14 protein-coding genes are annotated in these 16,050 nt (G+C 60.5%); 9 read left to right on the top strand and 5 right to left on the bottom strand.

The features are described 5' to 3' along the window. Window positions 1–35: 35 nt before the first annotated feature. Complete coding sequence (locus AC6FTP_RS15355; protein ID WP_497207796.1) at window positions 36–1,094, bottom strand: hypothetical protein; 1,059 nt, start codon at window positions 1,092–1,094, stop codon at window positions 36–38. Between the two features lie 156 nt (window positions 1,095–1,250). Between AC6FTP_RS15355 and AC6FTP_RS15350 the strand changes: the two genes are divergently transcribed. Then, window positions 1,251–1,910 carry a 3-keto-disaccharide hydrolase gene (locus AC6FTP_RS15350; protein WP_497207795.1) on the top strand — a complete coding sequence of 220 codons (660 nt, stop codon included), beginning with the start codon at window positions 1,251–1,253 and terminating at the stop codon, window positions 1,908–1,910. A 140-nt stretch (window positions 1,911–2,050) separates the two neighbouring features. Next, entirely contained in the window at window positions 2,051–2,629 is a 579-nt protein-coding gene (locus AC6FTP_RS15345) for a sterol desaturase family protein (protein ID WP_497207794.1), read from the top strand. A gap of 3 nt (window positions 2,630–2,632) precedes the next feature. Here AC6FTP_RS15345 and ppk1 read toward each other — a convergent pair whose 3' ends face one another. From ppk1 to AC6FTP_RS15330, 3 genes are read right to left on the bottom strand one after another with little or no spacing between them, the layout of a single operon-like run. Then, entirely contained in the window at window positions 2,633–4,741 is a 2,109-nt protein-coding gene (gene ppk1, locus AC6FTP_RS15340) for a polyphosphate kinase 1 (RefSeq protein WP_497207793.1), read from the bottom strand. Window positions 4,742–4,755: 14 nt separating this feature from the next. After that, window positions 4,756–6,300, bottom strand: coding sequence for a Ppx/GppA phosphatase family protein (locus AC6FTP_RS15335; RefSeq protein WP_497202289.1), 1,545 nt, complete (start codon window positions 6,298–6,300; stop codon window positions 4,756–4,758). 35 nt (window positions 6,301–6,335) lie between these two features. Continuing rightward, window positions 6,336–7,379, bottom strand: a complete 1,044-nt coding sequence (locus AC6FTP_RS15330; protein ID WP_497207792.1) for an ROK family protein — start codon at window positions 7,377–7,379, stop codon at window positions 6,336–6,338. 106 nt (window positions 7,380–7,485) lie between these two features. Here AC6FTP_RS15330 and AC6FTP_RS15325 point away from each other — a divergent pair, with 106 nt between their 5' ends. Next, the gene (locus AC6FTP_RS15325; RefSeq protein ID WP_497207791.1) at window positions 7,486–8,397 is read left to right on the top strand and encodes a DUF58 domain-containing protein; all 912 of its coding nucleotides are present in this window, start codon (window positions 7,486–7,488) and stop codon (window positions 8,395–8,397) included. Between the two features lie 2 nt (window positions 8,398–8,399). On the opposite strand, the gene AC6FTP_RS15320 is transcribed toward AC6FTP_RS15325, so the two are convergent. Beyond that, complete coding sequence (locus tag AC6FTP_RS15320) at window positions 8,400–8,960, bottom strand: CDP-alcohol phosphatidyltransferase family protein (protein ID WP_497207790.1); 561 nt, start codon at window positions 8,958–8,960, stop codon at window positions 8,400–8,402. Window positions 8,961–9,070: 110 nt separating this feature from the next. On the opposite strand from AC6FTP_RS15320, the gene AC6FTP_RS15315 reads away from it, so the two are divergent. The 6 genes from AC6FTP_RS15315 to AC6FTP_RS15290 all read left to right on the top strand — a co-directional run. Beyond that, complete coding sequence (locus tag AC6FTP_RS15315) at window positions 9,071–10,231, top strand: two-component system sensor histidine kinase NtrB (protein ID WP_497207789.1); 1,161 nt, start codon at window positions 9,071–9,073, stop codon at window positions 10,229–10,231. Beyond that, window positions 10,228–10,773, top strand: a complete 546-nt coding sequence (locus AC6FTP_RS15310; RefSeq protein ID WP_497207788.1) for a hypothetical protein — start codon at window positions 10,228–10,230, stop codon at window positions 10,771–10,773. Before AC6FTP_RS15315 ends, AC6FTP_RS15310 begins: the two co-directional genes overlap by 4 nt. 57 nt (window positions 10,774–10,830) lie before the next feature. Next, entirely contained in the window at window positions 10,831–12,255 is a 1,425-nt protein-coding gene (locus AC6FTP_RS15305; protein WP_497207787.1) for a sigma-54-dependent transcriptional regulator, read from the top strand. Between the two features lie 53 nt (window positions 12,256–12,308). Beyond that, window positions 12,309–14,348, top strand: a complete 2,040-nt coding sequence (locus AC6FTP_RS15300) for a sensor histidine kinase (RefSeq protein WP_497207786.1) — start codon at window positions 12,309–12,311, stop codon at window positions 14,346–14,348. 63 nt (window positions 14,349–14,411) lie between these two features. Then, the gene (locus AC6FTP_RS15295; protein WP_497207785.1) at window positions 14,412–15,047 is read left to right on the top strand and encodes a response regulator; all 636 of its coding nucleotides are present in this window, start codon (window positions 14,412–14,414) and stop codon (window positions 15,045–15,047) included. Window positions 15,048–15,166: 119 nt separating this feature from the next. Then, the coding region (locus AC6FTP_RS15290) for a hypothetical protein (RefSeq protein ID WP_497207784.1) at window positions 15,167–16,050 on the top strand (884 nt) is incomplete at its 3' end.

Genomic DNA, 16,050 nt, shown 5'->3' with positions numbered 1-16,050 from the left:
AACAAAATTCTCAGAATATGCCGCTTCAGATAATACTATAAGGACACCCAAAAGAGACTCAGAGACTTTCTCGCAGCCGAATAGCTCATTTTCTCACAAGCCAACTCGACCGACCTCCGAACAACCTCCTCAAAATAAGATTTATCGCCAAGCAATCGCCTGCACAGACCCAAGATTTCCTCCGCCGTGCGTCCATGACCACACAGGTCGGGAAAGATGATCCTCTCAGCCGTGCCGTTCCCACCCACGCAGGGGATGCGGCATAGCAATGCATCTCCGGCCACCTGCCCTGGGACGCTGCTTTGATCGAGCTGAAACACCAATTTATGCCCTGCCATGGTGCGCAGATATTCCTGCGCTGGCATCTGCCGCGAGATCACACGCATTTGCGGTGCCGTTTCGGCAAAACGGCGGTGCCAGTCATGGCTGTAGTCCACCAGCTTGTTCAGCACACGCTTCACCGGCGGCAGATCACTCGCCCGGCCACTGATAACGGTCACAGGTTCGTTCATCTCGGCAGCCAGCGGGCTTACCATCACCAAAGCCAGGGCGTGATTGCGTGAGGTGACGAAAAGCTGCCGGGTACCGATGAAAATCCCGCTTTTCTCAGGACTCGAGAGGTCCCACTCCTCCACTGGATAAGGCGGCGGGAGAAAAAGCACTGGCAGATTCCTGTTTGCCGCCAGATACAAAGGCTCGGTATCATAAGTCGTCGCCAGTGCGCCATGTGCAAGAGCGCAGATCCGCTTGAAGGCACTCCAGTTCTCAAATTTCTGGAAGTGCCCGCCGATCTGCTGAAGCCCGGTTTCCTTGATCGTGATCACGACCTTCTTGCCCGCGTCCTTGAGCCGCCGCAGCAGAGCCTCTGCCCGCTCCATCTTGCTGCCGATTAAGAGCAGCACGTGGCTTTCCTCCAGCATCGCGCCATCGCCGCTGAGATAACTGCCCCACGTGCAGGCTGCATAAGCATGAAAATTCACCGGCAGATGCCCGGGGTCGCCCAACCTGCCGGCACCGTTGGGGAAAGACTGCCGCCCGTCCTTGCCACCGGGGGTCACCACGGCGAGGCGAAAGGAGGCATCGGAATCAGACATGGTGCAGTTGGAAAAATGGGCTGGCCGTCGTGCTAACCGGATTCCCACACCAGCGCAAGCCTTTCGGAAGCGCCGTGTTCCCAAGATTTATCTCCACGAGGAAAAGATGGTTTTGACGAACCCAGACGTTCTATGGGACCATCCGGCCCTGCTCGCATGAAAATCGCTGTCATCACCTCCCTTGTCCTGTTCGCCTGCCTTCTTCCCGCCTTTGCTCAGGAACCCCCCAAACCTGCCGCTGAAGCAGCCGCGAAGGAATGGGTGCTTTTTGATGGGAAATCTCTCGATGCCTGGGAGACCGTGGACATCGGCGGCAGCGGCCAGATCGAGTTGGAAGGCGGGGTGATGATCATCAATCAGGGGGACAGCCTCAGCGGGGTGGTCTATAAAAAAGCAGCTGATCTGCCACTGACCAACTATGAGATCAGCCTCGAAGCCAAGCGCCTCCAGGGTGTCGATTTCTTCTGTGGCCTGACATTCCCCGTCGGCGACCTGAAAAAGTGCGCCACCCTCATCTGCGGCGGCTGGGGTGGCAGCGTCACTGGCATCAGCAGCATCGACGATGTGGACGCCAGCAACAACGCCACCGGCACCTACCAGAAGTACGAGGACGACAAATGGTACAAGATCCGCCTCCGCGTGACACCTGTGAATCTCTCCGTGTGGATCGATGACAAACAGATCGTGGATCAGGACATCAAAGACCGCAAAGTCAGCCTCCGTCCCGGCCCCATCGAAACCTACGCCCCGCTCGCCATCTCCACCTTCAACACGGCGGCGGCGATCCAAAATGTGCGGATGAAGGCGGTAAAGTGAAGTCGGCTAGCCCTGGCTGTCTGGGCTTTATGCTTCTGCAACGGCAATCTTTCCAAATTGTGTCTCGACAAGTCCGGGAGAACTGAGAGTCTCGCCGCCCCTGGCTCGGACCTTTTCCGAGCCATTCCAACCCCTCTCTAATGTCTGATTCCATTCTTTGGTTTGTCGGTGCCCTCGTGGGCAATGTGATCTTCGCCTCCTTCTTCGAGTGGTCCATCCACCGTTATGTGATGCACCGGCCCGTGGGCAGCTTCCGCTACGCCTTCCAGGCGCACGCCGTCGTGCATCATCAAGTCTTCAAAGCGGACCACACCTACCACCTCGTCGATCCGAAGGACCAGGAAACCATCCCCATGGCCTGGTGGAACGGCCCCGTGCTCATCCTGATGGGAGCCAGCCCCACACTCCTCCTCTCCGCCATCACCGGCCACTGGATCATGCTCGCCGGAGCTGCCACGACCTTCGTCCTCTATTACATCGCCTACGAGTACATCCACTGGTGCATGCATCTGCCCAAAGCGCGTCGCGTGGAGAAGCCCTGGCTCTTCCGCCGCCTGAACGGTCATCACCTCCTACATCACCGCTACATGCACAAAAACTTCAATGTGGTCTTCCCGCTGGCCGACTTTTGCCTGGGCACACTCCTTGTGAGATCGAAGATCCAGTTCGCACAGGCCATGGGGCCTTCCGTGCCAGATGTGCAGCCAAGAAAAGCCTGAGCCTCAGGCCTTCGGCACATGTGGCACGAGCACGTCGGGTGACTGATTGCGCTGCTTGCTGCGGCGGGTGGCTTCTTTGGCAAAGATTTCCTGGGAGCGTTTTGCTTTTTTTGCGGTGACCACAGGCAGATGCCAGGTGCCATCGCTACGCAACACACGGCCACGAGCGGTATCGGTAAAGTGCGTCTCCAGGATATGAATGAGGCGCTTGCGCGCCTCTTTGTCCTCGATGGGGACGAGCAACTCGACGCGCTTCGAGAGATTGCGGTTCATGAAGTCGGCGCTGGAGATAAAGACCACATGGCGTCCGCCCTGGCGGAAAATGTAGATGCGGGCGTGCTCCAGATTGCGGTCGATGATGCTGACGACGCTGATGTTCTCGCTCAACCCCTTCACGCCGGGGCGCAGGCAGCAGATGCCGCGCACGTTCAGGCGGATTTTCACACCGACCTGGGAGGCATCGTAGAGTGCCTCGATCATTTCGCGATCTTCCAGCGAGTTCATCTTCAGCATGATCTCGGCGCTTTCACCCTGGCGGGCACGCTCGGTTTCGCTGCGGATCATCGTGATCAGTCGCTCGCGCAGTCCAAAGGGGGCCATGCTGAGCTTCTGGAAATGCACGAATCGTGAGCGCCCGGTGACGGTGTTGAAAAAGGCGCTCGCATCGCTGCCGTAATCAGTACGGCAGGTGAGGTAGCTGATGTCGGTGTACAGCTTGGCCGTGGCCTCGTTGTAGTTGCCGGTGCCGAAGTGCATGTAGCGCACCAGGTGCCCCGACTCACGGCGCATGATCAGGCAGACCTTCGCGTGCGTTTTCAAACCACGGACACCATAGATGATCTGCGCTCCGGCATTCAGGAGATCATTCGCTCGATCCAGATTGCGCGCCTCATCGAAGCGGGCCTTCAGTTCGACGAGCACCGTGACCTGCTTGCCGGCCTCGGCGGCCTTGATCAAAGCAGCAACGACACGGCTGTTCCGTGCCGTGCGGTAGAGGATCTGCTTGATGGCGATGACGTTCGGGTCAGCGGCCGCTTCCTCGATCAGCTTCACCACGGGCTCAAAGCTCTCGTAAGGGTGATGCAGGATCAGATCACCACGTTTGATCACCTCAAACATGCTCTCGCCGGGCTCGATCTGCGGCGGCGTTTGACTTTGCCAGGCATCGACTTTTAAATCATCAAAGCCAGGAAGGCCGGCAATGCCAAAGTAGGCGGAGATATCCAGCTCTCCGGGAATGGTGAAGGTCTGCGCCTTGCCCGCCTCGCACATCTGACGAATCGCGGAGACGAGTTCACGCTTCGCACCTTCCTCGATCTCGATTCGGATGGCCGCGCTTTGCAGACGTTTGTCCAAAATGCCCTCCATCTCGCTCACAAGGTCGCTCACATTCTCGTCATCGGCGGCGATGTCGGAGTTTCGGCTCACGCGGAAGCGCGCGGTGGCGGTGACATTTTCCGAAGGGAAATAGCGGTGAAGGAACAGGCCAAGCACATCCTCCAAATTCACATAAGCATGCTGCGCGCCCCCGGCATCGGGCACGATGACATGCCGCGAAAGACTGCCCGGCACGCTGACGAGCACCAACCGCTGAGTGCTGCCGCCTTCTTCACCCTGCGATGAAACGGCGCAAAGCACGTTGATATGCAGGGCTGGAATGGAAGGCATCACACCCTCCTCAATGGCGATGGGCGATAGCACGGGGAAGATGTGCTCCATGAAGTGCTCATCCAGATCCGTGCGCTGGGCGGGTGTCAGTTCCGTAGTTGCGAGCCGGCGGATGCCCTTCTCCGCCAGCATGGGCACGAGCTTCTGGTTCAGCAGCTCATGCTGCCGGGCGATGAAGCCCATCGTGCGCTCATGAATCTGATCCCACTGCTGGCTCGGCGTGAGCCCGCTGGAATCCTTCGCCCGCCTCCCCTGCTCACGCAGAAACTGTAACGCACCGACGCGCACCATGAAGAATTCATCCATGTTCGAGGCCGAGATCGCCAGGAACTTCACCCGCTCCAGCACAGGTAGATCATCGCGCGCGGCCTCGTCGAGCACGCGCTCGTTGAAGGCCAGCCAGCTCAGCTCACGATTGAGGAAATGATGGTCGGAAAAGGGCATGGGAAAGTGGGGGATCAGGGTTGGGCCAGCACGACATCGTAGCCGTAGATCTCGCGGAAAATGTCGCACTTCGAGTTGATGGCGATCTGCTCGATCGTGGTGTCTTCGATACCGGGCGTGATGACTGTCAGCCGGCTGCCTTCAGCGCGCAGGACGATGCTTTTGATTCGCTGCGCATGGCTGCGGTCCAGCGCATCGGCGAGCCGCAACAGTGCGGCGAGCTTGAAGACGATCATGCGTTCCTCACGAGTGAGATCGGAGAAGTGCGGGTGGTTCGGCTCGGGGTTGTAGCGGCGATGGTAGCGCGCCAGCAGTGCCACCAGTTCTCGCTCGCTGGTGCTCAGACCGAAGATCTCCGTCTGCATCAGGATGTAGAGGCTGTGCTTGTGATGCTCACGCGGACTCACGAACATCCCCACCTCATGCAGCACGGCGGCCACTCGAATGACGAGTTCATAGCGCGGCTCCAGGCCGTGGAGATGACTGAGTTCGCGGAAGAGTTGCTGGGCAAAATTGGCCACGTGATCCGCGTGCTTGCGATCCGTCTTGTAGCGCACGCCGATCTCCGTGGCGGCCTGCATCACCTCCTCCTGGAAGGTGGCTGTGCGGGGGCTGGCGATCACCAGATCGTGCATGAGTTCGCGCTGAAAGTCCCCATCGGGCACCCAGATCACTTCATCGCCAAAACGACGCGCAAGGGCAAGGTTCGTCTGGAGCGCGGGCACGATGCCTTCACCTCCTGTATAATGCACGGCCAGCCGACGCACGAGCTGGTCGGGACTGAGTTCGGCGATCTTTTCCGTGAAGCGCTCCAAGTCGATCTCAGTGACACGACAGGCGCCTTGTTTCGGCTTTGTCAGCAGTGGCGCGATGCTCTGGAGTTCCGCACCGATGGCCACATGATGGTCGAATTTATAGCCCGAGTAATCCTGCGCCAGATGATCCACCACACCTCGGATCTGCTCCTCCAAATGCATCAAATGCTGCGGCGACTCGACGTCTGATCCCGCCACCGCTTCACGTGCCCGGAAGATGCCGAGGCGATAGTTGCTGTAGGCGGCGAGGCGGCCCTGCCGGAAATACAAGGCGCGTGTGTTCCCCGGCCCAATGTGGGAAACGAAGGTGTTTCCCTTCGCCAACAGCGGGTTCTTTTCCAGCAGTCTGCGGGCGATCTGATAGACGAGGCGCGTCATGTCGCCGTCATCAATGAGACGCGCATTCAGTCCTGTGGTGACTTGCAGCCGGTTGAGGAAAATCTCGTGATTCGTGGCCTCAGAAAGGATGTTCGTGTTGTAGAGGCGGATGGACTCCGACGGGATGCTGTATTCGCGTGTCGTCTGCAAAAAATCCCGCAGGATCGCCGCTGCCTGCTCGATCGTGCTGCGCGTCACCGTGCCAGTGCGGAAGATGTCGCGCGCGAGCGGAAGAGGCCGATCCAGATGTTCCACCTCCTTGAAGGCTGCGCCTGAAACACGACTGCCAATCACCATCGAGAGTGAGGCAGCGCCGACGAAGATCACGGCTTGTTCGGAGGAGGGTTGAGCAGAAGGGTCAGACATGGCTGGAAGATTCTAAACGAAGCGCTGAGGACGTCTTACTTGCTGCTGGATTCCCGCAACCACGCCACACTCCCCACCGCCACCGCCGTGCCACCGAGCTTCGCCACGCTGTATTTGATATTCTTCGCCAGGCCGGGCACGGCAAAACGGTTCACCTCTTCCTTCAGTAGGTTCACATAAAGCATGGGCATCTCCTCCACGAGTCCTCCGCCGAGCGTGATGTGATCAGGTGCGAGCAGATTCACCACCGCCGCCACGCCCATGCCTAGATAGCGGATGGAATTGCGGAACATGATCATGCCTGCGTCATCACCGCTGCGGAAGGCGTTCGCCAGCGCCTTGCTGCGGATCTCGCGCAGATTGCCCTGGGTCTTTTTATCGAGTTCAGGAAGCTGGCCGCGGTAGCAGGCCACACCGGCCTGGGAAGCCAGCGCCAGTCGGCTGGTCAGATCTTCCAGCAAAACGGTGCCATCATGCGGACTGCCGAGATGTGTACCCGGCAGGTAGATCATTCCGAGTTCCATCGCTGAGACACCACGACCCATGACGATCTTCCCATCATAGACAAAGCCAGCCCCCACGCCCGTGCCGGGAAAGACGCCGAGCAGCGAGCGCGAGCCCATGCCCGCGCCGAGTTTGTATTCGCCGAAGGTTCCTGCATCCACGTCGTTGAGTACGGCCACAGGCTTCTTGAAGACACCGCGCAGCATGTCGGTGAGATGGACATTGTTCCAGCCAAGGTTCGGCGCGTTAATAAGGATGCCTTTCTCGGGATTGACCAGTCCGGGGCAGCCGATGCCGATACCTTGCAAACCTTTAGGATTCACGTTCGCAGCCGCGATGGCCTCGTGGATGGCGTTGAGGATCTTTTTTCGGCCTTTGGCCTGACCATCGGAGCCATTCGTGGATTTCCGAGCTGTGCCGAGGACTTGATAATTTTTATCCAGCACGCAGGCCAGCATCTTCGTGCCACCGAGATCAAAGCCGATCCAGAAAGGCACCTCCTTCAGCTTCACGGGTTTGCTCGCTTTCACCACCGGAGCGGCGGCTTTGCTGGGAGTGATTTTCTTTTTGGCCATGCGCCCAACAGAGCACGGGCCGCCCCGTCCGGGCAAGTGACTTCCAGCAGTCTTGATTCTTAACTCCGCTCTTCCCAAGCCCGCCTTTCCATCCTACAAACCCGCCGTGACCGACACCCCCATCGCCCGCGAGGACCTCTTCGATGCCGCCTTCCTGGACCGGCTGCGCTCGCTGGCCGTGAGATTGAGAAAGCGCCGCGCCCTGAATCGTCGCGGCGCCCAGTCCACCCCCGCCACCGGCTTCACCCGCGAATTTAAAGACTACCGCCACTACACCCCCCGCGAAGACTACCGCGCCATCGACTGGCGGCTCTACGCCCGGCTCGATAAACTCTTCGTCCGTCTCTATGAAGAGACCCAGGAGCTCAATCTCCACCTCCTCATCGACACCAGCGGCTCCATGGCCGAGCCGCATGGGGAAAAGCGCAAGCAGGCCCTCCGCTTCGCAGTCGCCCTCGCCTACCTCGGGCTCGCCGGGCAGCAGCGCGTCAGCCTTTATTCCCTCGGCGAGACCTGCCGCCAGGAGCTCCCGCCCCTGCGCGGCCAGGGCAACATCGAAAAGATCATCCAGTGCGCCTCGAAGCTGAAGTTCGGCGGCCTCACCGACCTCCAGCGCAGCTTCACCGACTTCCACCCCACCCGTCAGCGCTACGGCGTCATCTTTGTCATCTCCGACTTCTTCGGGCGCGATGTCACCACCGCCGCCGAGTCCATCAAACGCGCCGCCACCTGGCCCGGCGAGTGCCATTTCCTCCAGATCCTCCACCCCGAGGAGCGCGTCCCCACCCTCGAAGGCGAAGTCGAGCTTGATGAAGTCGAGACCGGCGAACGCCGCCGCTTCTGGCTCACCCGCCGCGACGTCCAGCGCTACACCGACAGCTTCGATGCCTTCTGCGAGGAACTCTCACGCGAATGCGCCTCCCACCGCATCGACTACATGCAATGCGGTGCAGACGAACCCTTCGAGCAGCGCTTCCTCGACCTCCTGAACCGCGGCTCCGCGCTCTCCAGCGCTTAGACCTACTCCGCATGCTTCACCTGCCGCACTCCGTCGGCTAGATTCAGCGAGCCTGAGATCACGGTGAAGGCACCGGCGGCCACCGTCGGCCAGATCAGGTAGGGGAAATCCAGCATCAGCCAGAGGATGGCCGCGAACTGCATGAAGGTCGCCACTTTGCCGGTCCAGTGCGGCTTGATCTCGCACTTGCCCACGAGGTGGTCGATCAAGAAAGCCGCGCCAATGCTGGCCAGATCGCGGAAGATGACCAGCGTTGGAAACCAGAGAGGGAAATGCTGACGCCAGCCCGTGAAGCTCAGCGTCACGATGGCCGAGAGCAGCATGAGTTTGTCCGCCAGCGGATCGAGAATGGCCCCCAGCTTGCTCGCCTGATTGAAATGCCGCGCGATGTAGCCATCCACCGCATCACTGATGGCGGCGGTGAAGAAAACCGTGATCGTCCACCAGCGCAGCGATTCATTCGCCATGCCCGCCGCCACACTCTGCCCGTAATAAACGGCCAGCCCGATGAAGACCGGGATGAGCAGGATGCGGAAGATCGTGATCTGGGTGGCGAAGGTCACAGATTCCCTATTACGCGTGAATCACGGGAAATGAAATGCCCAGTTCTGCCGCCGTCGTGTCCCGGTTTGACACTCCGCCCGTCCTGCGACTGAATCACGCCAGCCACCGCATGAGATCCGCCTTCATCGACAAACTGCTGAAACGCATGGACCGCCTGGAGCCAGGCGAGGTGCAGTGCGTCGTGCTCGAACTCATGAAGGAGAAAGGCTTTCTCGAGAAGGTCTTCCAGACGCTGCAGGAAGGTGTCATCCTGCTCGGGCCGGAAGGTGCGGTGACGTATGTGAATCAGGCGGCCTGCACCTTCTTCGGGCTTCAGGCGGAGCAGGTGATCGGGCAAAAGCTCCAGCAGGGGATGCGCGGGCTGGATTGGAATGAGCTGTTGAAACCCGGTGCGGTGGTGAGCCGCGACCTGGAGGTTTTTTATCCCGAGAACCGCTACCTGAACTTCTACATCACCAGCATCGACGAAGAGCAGCCGCTCGGCTTCGTGATGCTGATCCGCGATGTCACCGAGACGCGGAAACGCACCGAGCAGCAGCTCGAAAGCGAGCGCTTGAACGCCTTTACCCTGCTCGCCGCCGGTGTGGCGCATGAGCTGGGGAATCCGCTGAACTCGCTGACGATCCACCTTCAGCTCCTGGAGCGTCGTTTGAAAAAGATGGGCAAGTCCGGTGACTCACTGCGCGAGCACCTCGACATCGCCACGGGCGAGATCAAGCGGATGGACACGATCATCAGCCAGTTCCTCGCCGCCATCCGCCCCTCGAAACCACAGCTCCAGCGCAGCCAGATCGCCGATCTCGTGCAGGAGAGTGTGCGGTTCCTGAAGCCCGAGCTGGATCAGGCCAAGGTCAAAGTGAAGCTCGACCTCCGCCCCGACATGCCCGCCATGCCGCTGGATGCCGACCAGATGAAGCAGGCCATCTACAACCTCATCCGCAACGCCTCCCAAGCCATGCCGAAGGGCGGCACGCTGACCATCAGCGGCAGCTACACCGACTTTGAAGTGCGGCTCAGCTTTGAAGACACCGGCAAAGGCATCTCCGCCGAGCAAATGGGCCGACTCTTCCAGCCATTCTCCACCACCCGCCCCACCGGCACCGGCCTCGGCCTCCTCATCGTCCGCCGCATCATCCGCGAGCACGGCGGCGAAATCGATATCGAATCCCGCGTCGGCCAAGGCACCCGCGTCAGCCTCTGGCTGCCGTTGGTGGAGCGGAAGGTGAGACTGCTCGGGGATGGGGAGGAAGCAAACTTATCACCCTCATGAAAGGCTTCTCGGTCCTCTTCATCCGCTTGGCCCTGCTGCTATTTGCCAGGGACGCAGTGAGTCAGGAAAGCATCCCCTTAGATTACTCTAGCGGCTACATCGAAGACGCTCCTTTTGGACTGATGGGGTCGCTTGTGATATGGGCCTTCATGCTGGGTCTCGTTGTTCTCTTCTGCCTCCTGATCGGCCTCGGGCTCGCGCTTGGGTTGGCGATCATCGTGGGGCTCGCGGCCATGTTTGGCGCGGGTGGGGTGGTGACTTCTTTGGTCGGGTTTGCGACGACTCGGAAGCCTCAGGTGGGCTGGCGGATCTTCAGCATGTGGATGCACGCGGGCTTCATGCTAATGGCCGGGGCAGGGATCGGCGGGTTCATCGTGCCGATGATCTGGCCTGATGCCGCCCCCTGGTCTGCCGCAGGCATGGGCGCGCTCGCAGGACTCGGCACCGGCATCGCGTGGGGCTGGATCCTCGCCATCGCCGTGGAGCGCTCGATGAGCTTCCTGAAGGAAACGATCCATCCGCTGCTGAGCCCGAAGTCGTGAACGGCTCTTTTCTTCATTGGCATCCAAGGTAGAGATGGGTACTCAAGCACCTAAACCATGATCAACTCTGCCACCGTTCTCATCGTCGATGATGAAAAGCACACCCGAGATGGGTTGAGGCTTTCTTTGGAGGATGACTTTGACTGCTATGTGGCTTCGAATGCCGCTGAGGCGCTGGAGTATCTGAAAAATGATCCCATCGATGTCATGCTCACCGACCTCCGCCTCGGCGAAGACGATGGCATGAAGCTGCTGGAGCAGGCGCTCGCCATGCCGAAGCCGCCGGTCTGCATCATGATGACCGCCTACGGCAGTGTGGACACCGCAGTGGAGGCGATGCGACGTGGGGCGTATCATTTCGTCACGAAGCCGCTGAACCTCGACGAGGTGGAGCTGCTGGTGAAGCGGGCGCTGCGCAGCCGACATCTGGAGCACGAGAACAAGGCGCTGAAGCAGCAGGTGGAGCAGAAGTTCAGCATCGAGGGCATCCTCGGGCAGGCGGACACGCTGAAGCCGATCCTGGAAACCATCCAGCAGGTGGCTCCCACTCGCGCCACCATTTTAGTCGAAGGCGAAAGCGGCACGGGCAAGGAACTCGTCGCCAAAGCCATCCACAATCTCAGCGGCAGACCGAAGGCGAAACTCATCACCGTGCATTGTGCGGCGTTGTCTCCGCAAATCCTGGAGAGCGAACTCTTTGGGCACGAAAAAGGTGCCTTCACCGGCGCGCAGGATCGGCGCATCGGGCGCTTCGAGCTGGCGGATGGCGGCACGCTTTTCCTCGATGAAATCGGCGAGATCGATGCGAACACGCAGGTGAAGCTGCTCCGCGCGCTCGGCGAGCAAATCATCGAGCGCGTCGGCGGAGCGAAGCCGATCAAGGTCGATGTGCGCGTCATCGCGGCGACGAACAAGGATCTCGCGAAGATGGTCGAGGAAGGAAAATTCCGCGAAGACCTCTACTGGCGGCTGCGCGTCGTCACCATCCACATGCCGCCGCTGCGCACGCGCAAAGGCGACATCCGCGTGCTGGCGGATCATTTCCTCAAAGACCTCGCCACGATCAATGGCAAGAGCTTCAAGCCGCTCGGTGACGACGCCCTGCCCGTACTGATGAACTACGACTGGCCTGGCAACGTGCGCGAGCTGCGTGCCGCCATCGAGCACGGCGTGGTGATGAGCAATACGACCCGCATCATGGCGAAGCACCTGCCCGCCTACCTCACCCGCCCCGGCGGCCTCGGCTGGCGCGTACCTACCTTGCCCGGCGACAAGCCTGCCAGTGAAACCACGCCCGAAAAAGCGCCCTTCGACATCCACGCGATGGAGAAGCAGATGATCCTCGAAGCCCTCGAACGTGCGGGCAACAACCGCAGTGAAGCCGCCGAACTCCTAAACATGAGCCGCCGCAGTCTCCAGCGGAAGCTCAAGCAGATGGGCATGGTGCGGAAGCATCGGAAGCGCGTGAAGCCAGAGGCGTGATTGGTCAAATGAAAGGCTCGGCAGGAGCATGGAGGTCCGCTAGGCTTCGGGTAATGATTCGCGAGCTTGTCATCGCCAGCCTCTTTTGTCTGACATGGATTCATGCCCAGGAGCCCCTGGGCAGCGTGCGCACGATCCGTGATCTCGATGCTCAGCGCCGCGAGCAGCTCCTGCCGGTGCGGCTGGACTCGGTGGTCACCTATTATCATCCGGGCTGGGGCGTGCTCTTCATCCATGACGGCACGGACGGGATCTGTGTCGGGGTGTCGGAGGACAAGCGCCCATCCCCGCCTTACCAGCCAGGAATGCGGCTGAAGATAGAGGGCCATGCCGGGCCGGGAGAGTTCCTGCCGGTGGTGCTGCCCGACACGATGGAGGTGGATGGACAGCGCGACCTGCCCGTTTTCCAGACGGTGAATGCCGAGCAGCTTTTTTCACCTGCGATGGATGCACGTCCGGTGGAAGTGACGGCGATTGTGAAAGGCACTTGGTTCGGCGAGGACAGCCTCGTGGTGGAATTGGAGGTCGAGGGAAGACTCATCCGCACCATCCTACCGCAGACGGAACCCCTGAGACAACTGCCCTGGCAGCTCGTGGAGCAGCAGGTGCGCGTGCGCGGTGTGGCGGGCACACATTTCAATGATCAGCGCCAGATGAGCGGGCGGCTGCTCTTTGTGCAGAACTTGGAATCCTTCGCCCTCGTGGAGGAGGTGAAACCACTCGGCCCGGTGCCGCTGGTGCCGGTGGATGGTCTGCTGCGCGTGGATGCGCCACTCCGCCAAAGAGTGCGCGTGCGTGGTGTGACCACGCATGTGGCGGATGGTCGCGGCCTGTATCTGCGTGGTGAGGGAGGCAGCATGTTTGTGCAGACGGCGCAGTCGATGACGCTGCAAATCGGCGATGAAGTGGAGGCGGAGGGCTATCCCATCGTCACGCCTTTCCGCCCAAGCATGAGTGCGGTGGATGTGAAGAAGACGGGCACTGCGGACAAACCAGAGCCGGTGGAATTTCGCGCCGCGCAGACCCGCCACAGTCGGGAGCAATGTGAGCTGGTCAGCTTCACCGCCGATTTGCTGGAGGCGAACCGTGACCGCACGGGCATGAATCTGGTATGCCGAGCCGAAGGACAAACCTTTGAAGCCACTATCGGGCTGCCTTTGCAACCTGCTGAGGAACTGATGCCGGGCATGAAGCTGCGCCTCACGGGCATCTGCGAATTCATCACGGACAGACCACTCGTGATCCCACGCAATGCCACCGGCTTCCGCCTTATTCTGCGCCAGCCGGAGGACATCGGCGTGCTGGCCCGTGCTCCGTGGTGGACGGAGCAAAGAGCACGGTGGTTGCTGGGTTCACTGCTGGTGCTGGCGGCAGCCGTCGGCGGCTGGGCGGTGACGCTGCAATTCATGGTGAACAAGCAGAAGAACGTGATCCGCCAGCAGGCTCAGCAGCAGGCCACGCTGGAGGAAAGACAACGCATCGCCCAGGATCTGCATGACACGTTGGAGCAGGAGCTCGTCGGTGTGAACATGCTTTTGGATGACACCGCGCGGCGGATGAATGGCGGCGCATCTCCCGCCACACAGCCTCTGGATCTGGCTCGTCGTCTGCTGCGCCGTGCGCGTGAAGACTCGCGCAGCACGATCCGCGAACTGCGCAGTGTGGCGCTGGAGAAGCGCGGGCTGCCTGCGGCGATCGAGGAACTGCTGCGCCCACTGGCGACGGCGGCTGGAGCGGAGTTTATGGTGGCAGTCAATGGCACACCGGTGAGGCTCGCCGGCACGTTGGAGACGAGTTTGCTCCGCCTCACGCAGGAGGCTGTGGCGAATGCAGCGAAGCACTCGGGAGCCAGACGAATCGAAGTGAAACTGGATTACGATGAGGAGTCCATCCGCCTCAGCGTGCGAGATGACGGCTGCGGATTTGACCCACTGGCGACGACCGTGCTGGCAGGGCACTTTGGCATTAGTGGAATGCGCGAACGGGCGGAGAAGATCGCCGGGCGGCTGAGCATCAACAGCGCCCCTGGCAAAGGCACGGAGATCGAGGTGCACGTGCCCAGGTTGGAGTTTCCGACGCCAGTCGAAGCTTGAGCCTTGAACCCCAGTCAAGGCTTGCTCCCGAAACGGAAATCCGGTGTAATGCCCACGTCTGCCATGAAAAAGCCATCTCCCATCCGTGTCATGATCGTCGATGACCACTTCGCCACGCGGCTGGGACTCTCCGTGCCGATCAATAATGAGCCTGACATGACCGTGGTGACCGAGGCAGGCACGAGCGCGCGGGCCGTGGAGCTTTACCGGGAGCATCGGCCAGACGTGGTGACGATGGACTACCAGCTTCCCGACAAGAACGGAGTGGAGACGCTGGAGGCCATCCGAGCCGAGTTTCCTGAGGCCAAGGTGCTCATGCTCACCGTCTTCGACGGAGAAGAAGACATCTACCGCGCCGTCACCGCCGGAGCGAAAGGATACCTCACGAAATCCGCCGAGTGCGAGGAAGTGCTGCGCGCCATCCGCCGCATCGCCGCCGGTGCGGCGTGCTTCTCACCCGTGATTGCCGCGAAGATCAAGGAGCGTGAAAAGCGCCGCCCGCTGACGCCACGCGAGCTGGAGATCCTGAAGCTGCTGGTGAAAGGCTACTCCACGAAGGACATCGTGCACATGCTCGGCCTCAGCATGGGCACCATCCGCCTGCACATCAGTCTCATCCTGGACAAACTGGATGCTTTTGACCGCACCAATGCCGTGGCGAAGGCTATCGAGCGCGGGATCGTGCACCTCGGGGAGTAATGCAGGAGTGCGCTTGGTGATTTTGGGAGCCGCTGATGACGAAATTAACCAAAGAACAGCATTGCTTCTAACGGGTTGTTTCTGAGATCGTCTCAACAGACCAACCCCATTCAACCATAATGCGTCAAAAAACCGCCTTGGTACTTCTTGTCCTCATTTCAGCCGCTGCTTTGGTCGGTTTGTATCTTTCTGGACCTGATCATTCTAAATCCGGCTCTGCCAAGTGTGACGATGGCACCCTCTGCGGCCCCGCGAGTGTGGCTCCGGTGAGGACGCTGCCTGCCACAGCACCTATCAAGCTGGATGCTGTGCCAGCCGTGAACTCGTCCACTTCTTTGGGCAGGTTCGATGATTGGAGCCGCAGGTATCTACAAGCGATGGAAGACGAAAAACGCCTCCTCTTGGAAGAGGGCGTGCGCCTTGCACGTGAACGCCGCCCCATTTTCAAACAACTGATCCGTGACGATCCACGCGAAGCGCTGGCTCAGGCGGTGCCGATGGTAATCCGCCAAAAGCTGCCAGAGGAGGTTTTGGCCGAACTGGAGGACCGGGTGAATAAGACGGGTGTGCTGCGGGTATATCGCGGACGCACTCTGGAGGGGATGCCCATCGTGAAACGCGTGGCGGAGATGGCGGCGGGGCGCACTTATCAGGCGCATGTGTATGGCCGACGTGCGGAGGCATTGACGTGGACACCAGGAGCCTCACTCAATGGGGTGGCGATGGACTCGGACTTTGCGGTGAACGAAGATCCACTTCGAATACTGGAGGTCGGCGAGATCCCGGCGACGGACAAGCCAGTCGTCTCGGTGTGCCCGGTCTCCGGCAAAAGTTCTCTGGAGCCTGAGCAGGCCGCCGAACCCGTGGAGGAGCTGACGCCAGCGGTCGAGACGGCGACGGAGACGGTGTATCTCTGCAACGGCACGCATGTCGTGGTGTATCGCGATCAGCTCATCATGGCCGAGGGCAGCACAGGCGGTCCGACGACCTTCACGGGCATCCT

It is taken from the genome of Prosthecobacter sp., assembly GCF_044378005.1.
Classification (GTDB): domain Bacteria; phylum Verrucomicrobiota; class Verrucomicrobiia; order Verrucomicrobiales; family Verrucomicrobiaceae; genus Prosthecobacter.
This window is presented reverse-complemented; position numbering and strand designations above follow the sequence as displayed.

What these genes read in the sequence shown, in the direction of transcription:
- AC6FTP_RS15355 (WP_497207796.1), bottom strand. Translation starts at nt 1,094, where the DNA reads ATGTCTGATTCCGATGCCTCCTTTCGCCTCGCCGTGGTGACCCCCGGT.
- AC6FTP_RS15330 (WP_497207792.1), bottom strand. Translation starts at nt 7,379, where the DNA reads ATGGCCAAAAAGAAAATCACTCCCAGCAAAGCCGCCGCTCCGGTGGTG.
- AC6FTP_RS15335 (WP_497202289.1), bottom strand. Translation starts at nt 6,300, where the DNA reads ATGTCTGACCCTTCTGCTCAACCCTCCTCCGAACAAGCCGTGATCTTC.
- AC6FTP_RS15350 (WP_497207795.1), top strand. Translation starts at nt 1,251, where the DNA reads ATGAAAATCGCTGTCATCACCTCCCTTGTCCTGTTCGCCTGCCTTCTT.
- AC6FTP_RS15305 (WP_497207787.1), top strand. Translation starts at nt 10,831, where the DNA reads ATGATCAACTCTGCCACCGTTCTCATCGTCGATGATGAAAAGCACACC.
- AC6FTP_RS15300 (WP_497207786.1), top strand. Translation starts at nt 12,309, where the DNA reads ATGATTCGCGAGCTTGTCATCGCCAGCCTCTTTTGTCTGACATGGATT.
- AC6FTP_RS15310 (WP_497207788.1), top strand. Translation starts at nt 10,228, where the DNA reads ATGAAAGGCTTCTCGGTCCTCTTCATCCGCTTGGCCCTGCTGCTATTT.
- AC6FTP_RS15345 (WP_497207794.1), top strand. Translation starts at nt 2,051, where the DNA reads ATGTCTGATTCCATTCTTTGGTTTGTCGGTGCCCTCGTGGGCAATGTG.
- AC6FTP_RS15315 (WP_497207789.1), top strand. Translation starts at nt 9,071, where the DNA reads ATGAGATCCGCCTTCATCGACAAACTGCTGAAACGCATGGACCGCCTG.
- ppk1 (WP_497207793.1), bottom strand. Translation starts at nt 4,741, where the DNA reads ATGCCCTTTTCCGACCATCATTTCCTCAATCGTGAGCTGAGCTGGCTG.
- AC6FTP_RS15295 (WP_497207785.1), top strand. Translation starts at nt 14,412, where the DNA reads ATGAAAAAGCCATCTCCCATCCGTGTCATGATCGTCGATGACCACTTC.